Origin of the sequence: Haladaptatus sp. R4, from assembly GCF_001625445.1 — an archaeon.
GTDB lineage: Archaea > Halobacteriota > Halobacteria > Halobacteriales > Haladaptataceae > Haladaptatus.
Genome location: NZ_LWHG01000021.1, coordinates 71,291 through 85,518, shown reverse-complemented (window position 1 = coordinate 85,518; position 14,228 = coordinate 71,291). Strand labels below are relative to the sequence as shown.

14 protein-coding genes and 1 tRNA gene are annotated in these 14,228 nt (G+C 61.4%); 8 read left to right on the top strand and 7 right to left on the bottom strand.

Annotated features, from left to right (window positions below):
- Positions 1 to 26 precede the first annotated feature (26 nt).
- From A4G99_RS09925 to A4G99_RS09915, 3 genes are all read left to right on the top strand, one after another.
- Positions 27 to 1,007, top strand: coding sequence for a PLP-dependent cysteine synthase family protein (locus A4G99_RS09925; RefSeq protein WP_066142823.1), 981 nt, complete (start codon positions 27 to 29; stop codon positions 1,005 to 1,007).
- A 149-nt stretch (positions 1,008 to 1,156) separates the two neighbouring features.
- Positions 1,157 to 1,573, top strand: coding sequence for a hypothetical protein (locus A4G99_RS09920; RefSeq protein ID WP_066142820.1), 417 nt, complete (start codon positions 1,157 to 1,159; stop codon positions 1,571 to 1,573).
- Between the two features lie 286 nt (positions 1,574 to 1,859).
- Entirely contained in the window at positions 1,860 to 3,917 is a 2,058-nt protein-coding gene (locus A4G99_RS09915; protein ID WP_066142816.1) for an alkaline phosphatase PhoX, read from the top strand.
- Between the two features lie 45 nt (positions 3,918 to 3,962).
- Here the strand turns inward: A4G99_RS09915 and A4G99_RS09910 are convergent, their stop codons facing one another.
- The 3 genes from A4G99_RS09910 to A4G99_RS09900 form a co-directional block, all read right to left on the bottom strand.
- A complete protein-coding gene (locus A4G99_RS09910; protein WP_066142813.1) occupies positions 3,963 to 4,373 on the bottom strand; it encodes a CoA-binding protein in 411 nt (136 codons plus the stop codon).
- A 41-nt stretch (positions 4,374 to 4,414) separates the two neighbouring features.
- Positions 4,415 to 5,050, bottom strand: a complete 636-nt coding sequence (locus A4G99_RS09905) for a recombinase RecA (RefSeq protein ID WP_066142811.1) — start codon at positions 5,048 to 5,050, stop codon at positions 4,415 to 4,417.
- Positions 5,051 to 5,207: 157 nt separating this feature from the next.
- Positions 5,208 to 6,089: a geranylgeranylglycerol-phosphate geranylgeranyltransferase gene (locus A4G99_RS09900; protein ID WP_066142808.1), complete on the bottom strand. Its 882-nt coding sequence runs from the start codon at positions 6,087 to 6,089 to the stop codon at positions 5,208 to 5,210.
- A 101-nt stretch (positions 6,090 to 6,190) separates the two neighbouring features.
- On the opposite strand from A4G99_RS09900, the gene A4G99_RS09895 reads away from it, so the two are divergent.
- Positions 6,191 to 6,265: transfer RNA gene (locus A4G99_RS09895), tRNA-Arg, on the top strand.
- Between the two features lie 519 nt (positions 6,266 to 6,784).
- The gene (locus A4G99_RS09890) at positions 6,785 to 7,849 is read left to right on the top strand and encodes an ROK family protein (protein WP_190303736.1); all 1,065 of its coding nucleotides are present in this window, start codon (positions 6,785 to 6,787) and stop codon (positions 7,847 to 7,849) included.
- Here the strand turns inward: A4G99_RS09890 and A4G99_RS09885 are convergent.
- Entirely contained in the window at positions 7,788 to 8,915 is a 1,128-nt protein-coding gene (locus tag A4G99_RS09885) for a hypothetical protein (protein WP_066142805.1), read from the bottom strand. The genes A4G99_RS09890 and A4G99_RS09885 overlap by 62 nt on opposite strands.
- Positions 8,916 to 9,260: 345 nt before the next feature.
- On the opposite strand from A4G99_RS09885, the gene A4G99_RS09875 reads away from it, so the two are divergent.
- The 3 genes from A4G99_RS09875 (at position 9,261) to pdxA (ending at position 12,938) form a co-directional block, all read left to right on the top strand.
- Positions 9,261 to 10,580 carry a lactate racemase domain-containing protein gene (locus A4G99_RS09875; RefSeq protein ID WP_066142799.1) on the top strand — a complete coding sequence of 440 codons (1,320 nt, stop codon included), beginning with the start codon at positions 9,261 to 9,263 and terminating at the stop codon, positions 10,578 to 10,580.
- Positions 10,573 to 11,826: a four-carbon acid sugar kinase family protein gene (locus A4G99_RS09870; RefSeq protein ID WP_066142796.1), complete on the top strand. Its 1,254-nt coding sequence runs from the start codon at positions 10,573 to 10,575 to the stop codon at positions 11,824 to 11,826. Before A4G99_RS09875 ends, A4G99_RS09870 begins: the two co-directional genes overlap by 8 nt.
- A 107-nt stretch (positions 11,827 to 11,933) precedes the next feature.
- A complete protein-coding gene (gene pdxA, locus A4G99_RS09865; protein ID WP_066142793.1) occupies positions 11,934 to 12,938 on the top strand; it encodes a 4-hydroxythreonine-4-phosphate dehydrogenase PdxA in 1,005 nt (334 codons plus the stop codon).
- Between the two features lie 40 nt (positions 12,939 to 12,978).
- Here pdxA and A4G99_RS09860 read toward each other — a convergent pair whose 3' ends face one another.
- The 3 genes from A4G99_RS09860 to A4G99_RS09850 form a co-directional block, all read right to left on the bottom strand.
- A complete protein-coding gene (locus A4G99_RS09860) occupies positions 12,979 to 13,218 on the bottom strand; it encodes a hypothetical protein (protein ID WP_150123086.1) in 240 nt (79 codons plus the stop codon).
- Between the two features lie 57 nt (positions 13,219 to 13,275).
- Complete coding sequence (locus A4G99_RS09855) at positions 13,276 to 13,470, bottom strand: hypothetical protein (RefSeq protein ID WP_066142787.1); 195 nt, start codon at positions 13,468 to 13,470, stop codon at positions 13,276 to 13,278.
- Positions 13,471 to 13,644: 174 nt separating this feature from the next.
- The gene (locus tag A4G99_RS09850; RefSeq protein ID WP_066145096.1) at positions 13,645 to 14,226 is read right to left on the bottom strand and encodes a peroxidase-related enzyme; all 582 of its coding nucleotides are present in this window, start codon (positions 14,224 to 14,226) and stop codon (positions 13,645 to 13,647) included.
- Positions 14,227 to 14,228 lie beyond the last annotated feature (2 nt).

Here is a 14,228-nt window from a genome sequence, read left to right as displayed (position 1 = left end):
ACAGCCCTCCCGTCATTTTTTGCCGCATGACCACACATCGGGAGCCACTCGATTCGGTGCTCGACACGGTCGGGCGGACGCCGCTCGTCCGCGTTCACGCCGCTCCGGACGAAGTACCCGTATACGCGAAGTTGGAATCGTTCAACCCCGGCGCGAGCGTCAAGGACCGCATCGGGAAGTACATGATCGAGCAGATGCTCGAACGCGGCGAACTCGAACCGGGCGGAACGGTCATCGAACCGACCGCCGGGAACACCGGAATCGGGTTCGCCGTCGCGGCGGGGCAACTCGACGTGAACGCCGTGTTCGTCGTCCCCGAACGGTTCAGCAAGGAAAAACAACAACTCATGGCCGCGCTCGGTGCGGAAGTCATCAACACGCCGACGTCGGACGGCATGGGCGGTGCGATCGAACGCGCGTATCAACTCGCCGAGGAGACGCCGAACGCGGTGGTCCCACAGCAGTTCGGTAACCCGCTGAACGTCGAAGCACACTACGAGACGACGGGACCGGAACTGTACGAGGCGCTGGACGGTAATATCGGTGCAGTCGTCGCCGGGTGTGGCACCGCGGGGACGCTGATGGGGATGGCGAAGTACGCCCTCGACCAGAACCCCGACACCTACGTCGCCGCCGTCGAACCCGAAGGGTCGCTGTACTCCACCACCAAGGGGGCCGACGTCCCGGAGGAGGAGTACAAAATCGAGGGGATCGGAACGCACGACACCTCGACGAACGAACTGTTCGACCCCGACCTCGTGGACGAAGTCATCCAAGTGCCCGATAAATCCGCACACGACGAGTTGAAACGGCTCGGACGCGAGGAAGGACACCTCGTCGGTTCCTCGGCCGGTGCGGCGAGCGTCGCGGCACGGCAAGTCGCCGAAAAGATAAGGGACGGGGAAATCGACGCGCCCGCCGACACCGTCGTCACCATCTTCCCGGATTCCAGCGAACGCTATCTCTCCAAGGGAATCTATCGGTCGTTCACGGAGTGGGAAGGATAACCGAAACGCGGTTTCGGTATCCTACGCGTTTCTATACCCTATTCTCCGTACCGGTATATAGTGAAATTACGAAGCTACTAATCCCCGTTCGTTCTCGCATCCGACAGCGAGTAGCCGACGAATATCGGTTCTCGCGGGACAATACAGCCATGTCGCAGACCAACGAGAGCGGGATTCCGCAAGTGCACAGGGAGTACCTATTGGGCGTCCGCATCGTCACGGTGGACGGGGCGGACGGGAACGGGACGCAGTATCGGTTCGAAGCACCTGACCATCGAGGAGTTCGGTTCGACGACCCGGACTCGGCGGAACTGTACGCCGACGTGTACTTCGACGTGAACGGCTTCCAGGAGGAGGGAACGGGTGACCGCGGCGTTCCGCCGGAAATCATTCAGGCTGGACGCGACACGTTGGCCGCGTACTTTCTCACACAGCCCTACACCGACCTGAACTGGGTCGCATCGTTTTACGGCAAGCGCCCGCCGGAAATCGAGCGCTACATCGAAACGGTTCGAAAGCGCGCGGAGGAAATCCGTACGGGCGCGGCAGGGATGGGAATGGAGTGAGCGCACCGAACTTCCGATTCCACGATGTCTCGCTATTTACACGCAACTTTTCTCTGATTCGATACCATATCGTACTCAATAGACGGTAATCGGTACGGGTTCCCGTGCCAACCGTTCGAGGAACTCCCCGACGGTCGAAAAAATCGAGTTTCGAGGCGAAAAAGTCCTCCTGGTGACAGTGTCAGCATAATCTGTACATAACTCCCAGTTCGGTCGTGAGAAAGCCATATCTCACATACTCCTATTATAAATTTACATGTAGTTCCTATTGAAAACCACCGCTTGCATGGTCGAGTTCACCCGACGCAAACTGATGGCCACGTCCGCCGCTGCCGCCTTGGGAGCGAGCGTTTCACCGCAAGCGATAGCGATCGAGAGCACCGAACCGCCAGAGGACGACGACACGCCGAAAGCGCCCTACGTGAAGGGGAGCCTCAAGCGCTTCTCCTCGACCGCGTTCGGCGCGGAAGTGACCGGGCCGTTCGTGTTCGACGACGGAACGCCGATGTTCAGCCTCCAGCACCCGAGCCGCGACAACCCCGCACCGTACAACCGGTCAGGGATGGGATACTTCAAGGGGTTCCAGTTCTCGATGGACGGAACCAACGACGACTTTTCCGAACTATCCACGCCGCAGACGAACGAGGAACAAGGAACCATTCGCGGTGCGGACGGGGAGTTCACTTTCATCGCACAGGAGGAAGACCGGATCAACGGCGGAACCGAACGCCTCGGCGTCTCACAGACCCCCGACGGGTGGGACATCACCCAGGAGAAATTCGCCGGGACGCAGTACGGAGATACCGCATCGAACCCGGACTGCAACCAGTTCATCCCGACGAACGAGGACGGAACCGAGGGCTACCTGTTCACGAACTGGGAGAACAGCCCCGGAAACGTCTCCCGTATTCCGCTCAGACGGGGCGAGGACGGGGAATGGGACGCGGACCTCGAAAACGCCATCAACCTCGCGAACACCGAGCAGTTGCGCGAATTGGGCGGAACGCGGATCAACTGCTACGGCGACACCTCCCCGTGGAACACGATGATATCCGCCGAGGAAAACTACGCACAGCCCCGTGTTTCCCTGACCGCCACGGTGGGTGACATCGTGGAGAAGGGCACCGGAACGAACCTCATCGGAGGCTGCCAATTCTGGAACCGACCGAACCCGAACGGGATTCAGGAAGCCATCGACGACTACTACGGCGACGAATCGTGGGGCGTTCAAGGCTACTGGGCGTTGACCGGACTCGAATTTCTCGCGTACTATCTCGGCGCGGAGCGCGTCGATCAGACCTCGCTCGCGGTGGACGAATCCTCCGACGGGAAGAACACGATGACTCCCATCGGGGACGTCTACCCGAACCCGTACCGCTACGGCTACTTCGTGGATTATCGCGACCCGGCGGCCGAGACGCCACAGCCGATCAAATACTACGTGATGGGCCGCGCCTCGTGGGAGTGTCCGGACATCCAGAGCGACAAACGGACGGTGTACGGCTGTTCGGATGGCGACAGCAAGGGGATTTACAAGTTCGTCGCCGACGAGGAGATCGACGGCTACTGCGACCCGATGAACGTCGCAGGCACGCTGTACGCGCCCAAAGTGACCAACGCGGACGCCGCGAAGAAAAACCCGCCAGCCGACGTGGACCTAGAATTCGAATGGCTGGAACTGGGTCACGCCGCCAACTACGAAGTCGAGGAGTGGATCGCCGAGTACGACGACGTCACGCAGGTCGATTACCTCGAAACCCACGCCGACACCGACTGGGAGGACGACCTCGACGCGGCACTGGAAGAGGCGGACAAGGCGGTCGTCGAGAACGGCAACCGGAACTACATCACGAACGAGCAGATCGTCGAGTGGGCGAAACAGTACGAGAGCGACGGGCCGGACGGCGTGGACGACGACCTCCGGAAGGTTCCGTTCCTCGAAACCCGCGCCGCCGCCAAGGAGATCGGCGCGACCATCGAGTTCAACAAAGCCGAGGGTGTCGACAGCAAGGACGGCGCGAAACCCGGCGACTACGTCTACTTCGCCATCTCCGCGCTCAACGACGCGCTCGCGGACACGTTGGGCGATATCCGACTGGACCGCGTCGATGGCGGTGTCGTCTACCGCGCCGAACTCGAAGACGACTACAACGTCTCGACGCTCGAACCCGTCATCGTCGGCCCGGACGCCAGCGACCCGGCGGACATCGCCGACGACGCCCTCATCAACGTGGACAACGTCAACGTGATGGACGACGGTCGCGTGCTCTGCTGTGAGGACGCGGATAAGTTCGGCCGGTCGTACAGCAACGACTGTCTGTACGTTTACGAACCAGCGGAATAAGGCGAGGGAGTTCCGAGGAGTAGGACGAGGGAGTTCCCCCCGTTTTTATCCAATCAGCCGACCGTGTTCGACCTTCATACAGCGGTCCTGGACGACGCGTTTTCCGGCGTCCTCCGCCCGTTTTGCTGCTTCGTCGTCACGGATTCCGAGTTGCAACCAGACGGTGTCCACGTCGTCCCGTTCGAGGACGGCATCGACGATGTCCGGTACCTCTTCGCTCGGTCGGAACACGTCCACGATGTCGATTTCCTCGTCCACGTCGGCGAGCGAGTCTGCCGCTTCACGGCCGAAAATCTCGTCCGCGAACGGGTTGACGGGGATCACGTCGTACCCGTGATTTCGGAGGTATTTCGGTATCTCGTGGGCGTCCTTGCCGGGCGTCGAGGAACAACCGACCACCGCAACGGTGTCGAGTTCGAGGACGTCTCGGAGTTCGTCATCTCGTTCGATTGGCATGGGGGAACTGACGTGACGGGCGCGCAAAAGGATTCGCTCTTCTATAGTCGCTGCCAGTCGGTCGTCGGACCGATGCCTTTCATTCGGACTTCCGATTCGTTCCCGTCCGCTTCACGGATCTCGATCTCGCCGTCGAACAGTTGCCGAAGCGTGCTCATCGTCTTCGCGTCGTGTGCCGACGAGTCGATGACGAACAGTCCGAGCGCTTCCGCACTCTGTACGCGGCCGGTAAAGACGTGCAAAAATCGAAAGACAGTCTGCAGATTCGAGTACATCAGCAGCGTCGAAAGCGAGTCGAACGCGATTCGGTTCGACCGGACGCCCGAATCGTAAAACCGCTGGAGGAACTCCGAGAGTTTGATTCCGATGCCCGTCATGTCCACGGGGGAAGATGCGAACTCGATACCATCTACGCGCCCCGGATTCATTCCTTGCTGCTTCGAGACGCAGTCTACGATACCGATCGGAGAATCACCGTCGGTGCGACGCGATTCGTATTCCGACAACACCTGCTTGCCGGTGCTCTTCGTCGTCACGATGATCGTGCCACTGTCATCTCCATGTGCGAGCACATCGAACGTGAGACGCCGCTTTCCGGTCATCGGTGGACCAGCAACGAGCAGGTTCGTCCCCGGGCTAACCTCCATTCCCGAGAACGTCTCTCCTAAATTGTACATGATGGTTCCTCAGTGTACAGGGTCACACCCATTGGACTGACAGCGAACGGCAGAGGAGGCAAACGGGTGCCGGTTTTCTCCCCCGGTTTCATCTGGAATTAATATATTGGGTTCTACTTATATTCTTTTTGATTGCTATCTGAAACGGTAGGAACGCTCAAAAGAGAACGGCGATTCGACCGACGACGAACGCAACCGCGGCGAGAAACATCCCGTACTTCAAGTGATTTTGTCCTGCTGTCGGATCTCCGAAGCTTTCGGCGGCCGCATAGAGCATGACCGCGTCGGCCGGGACGACGACGGCGAGATACGGAAGTCCGAACACCCCCCACAGGTACGGGAGTGGACTGGCGAGCACGGCGACGACGAGCAATACCGTTCCGAAAATCGTCGCGGGTCGCGCGCCGATGGCCAGCGGAAGCGTGTTCAACCCCTCTTCGCGGTCGCCGTCCATGTCCTCCACGTCTTTGATGATCTCGCGCGTGAACGTCGAGAGCGCGGCGAGCAGGAAGAGGATGGCCGCGGTTCGGATTCCGTCCACCGGAATCGCGGTGCTCCCGGCGTCGGCCGCGACTGCGGCACTCCCGAAGAGAAACGTGCTGCCGCCGAGATAGGCGACGACCGCGTTTCCGACGCCCGGCAACCCCTTGAACAGTTTCGTGTACGCGACGAGCGCGACGAGGTTCAGCGCCGCGATTGCGATGGCGAACACCGGGAGCAAGAGCGCCGCGGCGACGGCCCCGACGAACAGGACGATGCTGAAGAGCAGCGTTCCTTTCGGGGACACCGCCCCCCGTGGAATCGGTCGGTCCGGCGCGTTGATGCGGTCGATATCCCGGTCGAAGTAGTCGTTGATGGCGTTGCCCGCGCCGGTCGCCAACCACGTCGCTACCACGGCCGCGACCACCTGCACCGGCTGTGAATCGGTGAACACGCCGCCCGCCACGAACGCCCCGATGAACGTGAGCATTCCCGCGGCGAACGTGTTGCCCGGACGTGTGAGTTCGAACAGTCCCTTCGCACGTCCGTCTGTACTCATACGGCGACGTACTCGGGCGACGCGGTATAAATGGTCGGAATGTGATTTCCACGAGACGAAACCACGACGTTTAAAAAGTAGGGGGCAGTACGATTGAGTGCGGGCGCTTAGCTCAGTCTGGACAGAGTGCTTGGCTTCGGACCAAGTTGCCGCGGGTTCAAATCCTGCAGCGCCCATCATTCTGCGAGGAACGAACGTGACGAGCGAATGATGTCACGCGAAGGATTCGAATCAGGGAGTGGAGTGAAGCGAAACGACCGTGGTTCACAATCCTGCAGCGCCCACTTGCTTCCGCGAACAACTTCGTGAGCGGGAGCAACGTGACGCGCGAAGAATTTTGAACCCTGTCAGTTGCAGTCCGGACCGGCGTCGCCTGCTTTCGTACTCTGACTTTCCGGATGCGCGCATCCAAACGAATCAATCAACAAGCCGACAGTAAGACGGTCGAAGTCAGCGGTCCCATTCGAAAGGTCGCTTTGCTCAATAGTCAATCGGTGCCTGTAACGTCCCTCCTTCCCCGAGTGGATCGAATCTCACGGCTTTCTCCGTGGATACGCGACGAAATACGGAGGGGCGTTTCAGGGATACAGTAACCTCGACGGATAGTTACGAACGTATGGTAAAATGACCTTCAGGTATTCAAAAAGACAGTTATGGGGGGCATAATAATATGAATACCTAGCGAAGCCCGTTCCGTGAGCGTTACATCCTCCGTCGCAGTCATCGATATCGGGAGCACGCGGATTCGGTACGGACCCGCCACGCGTGAGGGGCCCGTAACGGTCGAGACCGAACCGACGGACCCGATGCGATTGACGGCGCAACTCGTCGATATCGTCGACCGTCTCCGCACGCAATCGCCCGGAACGATCCGGCACGTCTCCGTTTCGACGACCGGACTCGTCGACGCCGAGCGGGGCGTCATCGACGAGTTCGATACGGCGGACGGCGAGACGATTCACGACATTCCGGTCGCCGCCGCGATGAAGGACGCCTTCGGTCTTCCGACGGCCGTCGAAAACGACTGCACGGCGGCCGCAATCGGGGAGGACACCTTCGGATCGGGGTTCCGATCCGATACCGTCGTCCACGTCACGTTCGGAACGGGAATCGGTGCGGGCGTCGTCATCGACGGCACGCCTGTTCGGGGTGAAGAGGGCTACGCTGCGGAAGTCGGACTCGTCCCCATCGTCGCGGATGGCGACTTGTCGAGCACCGGCGTTCGGGGTGCGTGGGAGGCCTACTGCTCGGGTCGAGGAATTCCGCAGTTCGCTCGTCACCTCCTGGCGACGGACGATCGATCCTCGATGCTTCGCTCGATGGACGAGGTTTCCGCCCCCGACGTGTTCGCGGCGGCCGACGACGGTGACGAGTTCGCAGGGGACGTCCTCGACCGCGTGGCGCGGTACAACGCCGCCGGTATCGGTGCGATCGCGAACATGTTCAACCCCGGGATCATCACGCTCGGCGGGTCGTCGCGCTCAAAAACCCCGACCGGATCTTGGATGGGATCCACCGCCACTTGGACGAGTACGTCCTCGCCGACCCGCCGGTCGTCCAGCTCACGAGTTTGGGCGCGGACATCGAACTGTACGGCGGGGCGGCGACGTTCTTCGGTGCGAACGAGAGCGCACCCGTGGCGGAGCAGGTCAGCGACTGACCCCGCGTGGTCGCGACGTGAACGCTGTAAATCGAATTTTATTGCCCGTCGCTTGAGGGATCCGAGTCCGACGTATCCTCGACTAACGAATCAGGACTGATGCTCTCCTCCTGGCTCGGCGTGGTGAAGGGCGTGATGGCGACGGTCCGCTGTGAGACCATCGAGACCCGTAACACGAACGCGAAGAGAACGCTCAGTGGGGCGATACCGATGGTCAGCGCCACCGGTACGAGGGCCGACAATACCGTCGGCGTCAGGACTGCCTGGTTGGACGCGGCGAACTGATGCATCATGATGATGGCGACCACCACCGCGGGGATACCGGTGTAGAGTAGGACGCGCGAAATCTTCGCCAACTCGTCCTGGATGTACAGGGTTTTGAGATACTGACGAGCCACGTCGATCTGTTCGAGTCGAACCACCAGGTCGTTCAGCGCGTCCCCCACCCTGTCCGAATACTGGTCGGAATGATCGTCCATGAGCGTCCGTATCTCGAATATCTCCTGTGAGTAGTTGGTTTGAAGCGTGACCGACAGGGCTTCGAACAACCCGACTTCGGCCCGGCTCAGGAGGGTTTCGACGTGTTCGATATGCGTCCGTAGACGTGAAACGAGTTGTTCGAGGTCGTCACGTGCTTCGGTATCGGAGACGTCATCCAACTCATCGCTTACCGTGTCGAGTTGGGCCTTGGTCTGGTCGAGCAGGAGTTGCAGGAAGTCCGTGGGTGTAACCGGCGCGACGTCACGATCGACCTCCTCTTCCACCGCTTCCCGATATTTGTTCGTCTCCTCTATCTGTCGGCGGAGATCACCCGGTGCGCCGAGCTGCTGTGAGATGACGAGTTGGTTGATCGAGATCACGATCGTGATGAGCGTGAAATTACCGCCGATCAGCGCTCCGAAGATGTAAAACAACGGCTGCAACGTCTCCTTGTCGAAGCTGGTTAGCAATTCGATGGCAAGGAGGATGAAGAAGACCACGGCGAGGAAGCCGACCGCGATCAGCATCCGATTCTCGACGAGAAAGAGCCACTCGCGTGTTCTGGTCAGTGGAGCGCGGAGGCTGTTCATGAGTTTCGGCGGCGTATACACGGCGCTAGCGTCCGAAGACTGGTTCGATGTGGACGACCCCTCCGTAGTCTTGAGGCCACTTGACGAGTCGGCCATCACGTGAAGTATCCGTTCGAAGTTAAGAAAGTCATGTGGCCGGGGAACTCCGCCGCGACCGATGCCATTCCGTCGTTCAAGCACGAAGAGACTCTCACTGTGCTCACTCGATATTCGTTCACCGCAGCGTATTCCCTGTACCTCCCTCAATTTCCAGGATACTGGTGGCGCGCGGTCCGAGCCTTCGCGTTCCTGTCGCGACACGGCAGCAGTCCGCTCCGCGGGATTCGTTTACGTATCGAAGCTTCGTTCCGTGTTCCATTCGCACGCGGTACGAACGCCCACCGGACGTGGAGTTTTGTTCCCCACGGACAGAACTAAGTCTATTTGTCGAGAACTGAACGCATGGTTACGCTTGACGTTCCACGCCCGACGGAATTCGAGAACGTCAACGACGTCGAAATCGAGGACCTCCCACGGGTCGCGTATGCCACGCGAGAACGCGACCCGCCCCAGATCGACGACGTGGCCTCCGCGACGCGCGCGGCGGTGGACGACATCCCGGCACTCTCCGATCTCGACCCGGGAGCCGAGGTCGCAATCACTGTCGGGAGCCGTGGTATCCACGACATGCCCGAACTCGTCGAGGCGGCGGTCGCCGAACTCGCGGATCGAGGCTACCAGCCGTTCGTGATGCCGGCGATGGGAAGTCACGGCGGTGGAACCCCTGAGGGTCAACGGTCAGTTCTCGCGGAGTACGGCGTCACCGAGGAACGCCTCGGTTGCGAGATACGCGACGCGATGACGGTGGAATCGGTCGCCGAGGACGAAACCGGTCGTCCCGTCCCCGTTTCGACGGTCGCGCTCGACGCGGACGCCGTCCTCCTCACAAATCGCGTGAAACTCCACACCGACTTCCACGCGGAGGTGGAATCGGGGGTGACCAAGATGTGCGTCGTCGGCCTCGGAAAGCAACGGGGTGCGGAGGAGATGCATAACGCCGCCATCACGCGCGGTCTCGGAACCGTCGTCGCGGAGCGCGCCGCCCTAATTTTCGAACACGCGCCAGTGGTCGGCGGCATCGCCCTCGTCGAGAACGCACGCGACCGAGCGGCACACATCGAGGGCGTTCCCGTCGGGGACATTCCCGACCGGGAACCCGAACTGCTGGAGCGCTCGAAGGAGCTCTTTCCGGGGCTTCCGGTCGATCGACTCGACCTCCTCATCGTGGACGAGATGGGAAAGGAGGTTTCTGGAACCGGAATGGACACGAACGTCCTCGGGCGGTATCAGTTCCTCGACGAGCACGAACCCGACTCACCGGAAATTCGGCGCATCTACGTCCGAACGATCACCGCCGCTTCGCACGGTAACGGTCTCGGGGTGGGCCTTGCTGACTTCGTTTACGAAGACCTCGTCGAGCGATTGGACCTCGTGGATACCTACCTGAACACGGTGACGAGCGGCGAACCGTCGCGGGCACACATCCCCATCGTCTCGCCGAGCGATCGAACGACGCTCCTGCTGGCGTACTCGATGACGGGCGTCCGCGACCCGAAAGACCTGCGTATCGGCTACATCCGGAACACGCTGGAGCCGGACGAACTCTACGTCTCCGAACCCGTCGCGGATGAACTCCGGGAGCGAGACGACACGAGAGTGGGTGACCTGCGCCCCCTCGCGTTCGATGACGACGGCGACTTCGCCTTCGGGTTCGATGACTGACCGAACGCTGGTCGTCGCCGACGACCTCACGGGAGCGACCGATACCGGCCACGGCTTCGCGGCCCGCGGGTTCGAGACGGTCGTCCGACTGGACCCCGATTTCGAATCGCCCGACGCCGCGGTTCTCGTCGTGGATACCGACTCCCGCTACGTTGCCCCGAACGAAGCCGCTTCCCGCGTCGCAACCGTCATCTCCGATATCGACGCCGCCACCGTCTACAAGAAGGTGGACTCCACGTTACGCGGGAACCTCGCCGCCGAAATCGAGGCAGCAATGGCCGCGATGGACGCCGACGCGGCGGCCGTGGCACCCGCGTTCCCGTCGAACGGTCGCGTTACGGCGTGCGGGTATCATCTCACCGAGGGAGTGCTCGTCACCGACACGGAGGCGGGAAACGACCCGGACAGTCCGGTACACTCCCCTCGGCTTCCCGACCACCTCCGTCAGCAAGGGGCGAGTGACGTCTCTCACGCGGGTATCGAGGTGGTCGGCACGAACGACGTTCCAGCGGCACTCGACGATGGGCGTCTCGTCACCTTCGACGCCGTCCACGACGTTCATCTCGACGCCATCGCAAGCGGGTGTGACGACGCCAACGGGAACGTGCTCCTCGTCGGGAGCGGCGGCCTCGCCGAACACGTTCGCGTTCGGGCGACACCGACGGCGGACCGCACTTCGCTCGCCGAGAACCCATCGGGAACGGCGTTCGGCGTTTCGGGGAGCGTGAACGAGCGGACGCTCGCGCAACTCGACGCGCTTCCCGCCGACCGTGTCGTCCACCTCGATGCAGTGCGGGCCGTCCACGACGTCGAGGCCGCCGTTCGCGCCGCGGCCGTGTCGTGTACCGACCGTTTGGCTGACGAGGAAACAGTCGTCCTCACCTCGGCGTGCGACCCGGCCGATGTCGACATGGTGCTCGGTGCCGCCGCCGAGGCCGGAGTGAGTGACCGCGAGGCTCGTGAGCGCGTTACGGAGGCCCTCGCCACCGCGACCGAATCGGTCTGGACGGAGCACGCCCCAGATGGTCTCTTTCTCACCGGCGGTGCCGTCACGAAGGGCGTCCTCGGCGAACTCGACGCTCGTGGTATCGCCCTGCGCGGGGAGGAGGTCACCAGCGGCGTTCCGGTTGGCGAAGTTCGCGGCGGTCTCGCCGACGGGACACCGCTCGTGACGAAGGCGGGTGCCTTCGGCGAGGACGGTACCATCTCGGACGCGCTCGACCACCTTCGCCGCGTACCGATGTGAAACGGGCGCTGAACGATCAGTTCGACTCCGACCCACTCCACAGCGCCGGAAACGATTATCCGACGACGGGAAAACAGTGAAGCGATTCACCGGCGAAACGATGAGCGATGGACGGAAACCCACGGTTGGCGCTGACGATGGGGGACCCCGGTGGTATCGGCGCGGAAGTGATAGCGAAGGCGTACCCCGAGGCACGGGCGGATGCGGACCTTCTCGTGGTAGGGGACGCCGACGTGATGCGCGAGGCGATCCCAGACGGTGCTATCGACCTCGGTGTCCGGTCGATACCGGACGTCGGTGATGCCGCCTTCGAACCGAATACCATCGACGTTCTCGACCTCGACAACGTCGCGAACCACGAATGGGGCGCGCTCCGCGAGGACTTCGGTGCGGCGAGTTTGGAGTACGTCGAACGAGCCATCGAACTCGCGCTGGCGGGGGATGTCGATGGCGTCGTCACGGCACCTATCAACAAGCAGGCGACTCGGATGGCCGGAAGTGAACACGCCGGTCACACGGGATTGCTCGCCGACCGAACCGGCGTCACGGATTACTCGATGATGCTCGTCGAGGACGACCTTCGCGTCACGCACGTGAGCACGCACGTGCCGCTCCGGGACGCCTGTGACCTCGTGACGACCGAGAACGTCCTCGAAACGATTCGGGTTACGCGGGACGGTCTGCTCGACCTCGGTATCGACGACCCGAGCATCGCCGTCGCGGGGCTGAATCCGCACGCGAGCGATGGCGGTCTCCTCGGCGACGAGGAGGCCGAGGAAATCGCACCGGCAGTCGAGGCAGCTCGGGAGAATGGAATCGACGTCGAGGGACCCGAATCACCCGATACGATATACGTCCGGGCGGCCCGCGGGGAGTTCGACTGCGTCGTTTCGATGTACCACGACGAGGGACACGTCCCGATCAAGATGCTCGGGTTCAGCACGGGCGGAGAGGTAAGCGGCGTGAACATGACCGTCGGTCTGCCTATCGTCCGGACGAGCGTCGACCACGGTACCGCGTTCGACATCGCCGGGGAGGATATCGCGTCGTCCAAGAGCATGAAAGACGCCGTCGAAGTGGCGGCGACGGCGGTTCGGAACCGGTCGAGTTGAACTGACGGCCGCTATCACCTGTTAATCCGCAGTTCACCCTTCAACTCTGGTTATCCCACGCGAGGCCCCACCCGGGATAGATTCCGAGAAGTGCAGTGACACCGATGAGGAAGAATATCGCCGCGAAAGCAAACGGAAAGATCGGTGGAATCGTCCGCATTCCTCCACTGTACTCCGCGGTTTTCCCTTGGAGTGGAAGCGGTATCGTCAGATAAAGTCCGATAAGCATGACTGCACCAACGCCGGTCATAATCAGACCATCATTGATTCTATTCTTCATGATACTTAGTAGGAGCACCCTCAGAAATTCATTTTTGGCCGAAATAATACATATATATCACGACCCCGAGAACGCCAATCCTATCACGGCGAGTCCCAGTACAACGAGTCCGACTCCCCATGCTTTCGTGTATCGCTTCGTACTGTTCCCGACTTCGCCATCATCCCCGATTCGGAGCGTCGTCAGTCCGGAGAAATAGAACCGGGAAATCCCGACGATGATAATGAGGACGCCCAAACCGGCGATGTGCATGTCCACGATAGATACGATATCGTCTGTTTCGTGGTTGACTTTTTCAGCCGAGGAAGTTACTCTCGAACCACGGCATCCGGAATATTCCTCGACCGCGAAAACGGTCGGACGCCGTTCTTGCTACTCTCAGTGTTCACCCGGGGTTTGTTGGCGGCCGACGCCGACTGCTCCCGCCTACCGGCCCATCGTGTGGAACTCGTCGTTCGGTCGCCAGTCGGCGAACAGCGCCATTCGGTTCGAGAGGTTGAAAAAGCTCGTCACGCTCCCGATGTCCCAGACTTCCTCGTCGCTGTAGCCGACGTCGCGCAGTCGTTGGAGGTCGTCCTCCGAGACCTCCGTCGGGCGTTCGGTTAGTTTCACCGCCACGTCGAGCATCGCCATCCGTTTCTCGCTCACGTCCGCCTGTCGGTAGTTCGCCACCAACTGGTCCGCAAGCGTCGGCTGTTTCGCGTAGATGCGTACGAGCGCACCGTGCGCCACGTTGCAGTAATAACAGTGGTTGACGCCCGAGACGGCGACGACGATCATCTCGACTTCCTCACGGTCGAGCGACGTGTCGTCCACGAGCGCGTCGTGGAAGGCCATGAACGCGCGGAAGTGCGAGGGCTTGTACGCGAGCGCCGCGAACACGTTCGGCGTGAACCCCGCGCGTTCGGTCTCCACGTCGATACGCTCTCGGAGGTTGTCGGGGAGTTCGTCGTACTCCGGAACCGGAAATCGTCGCTGTGCCTCGTCATCGAGTGTCGGGTCGGACATGA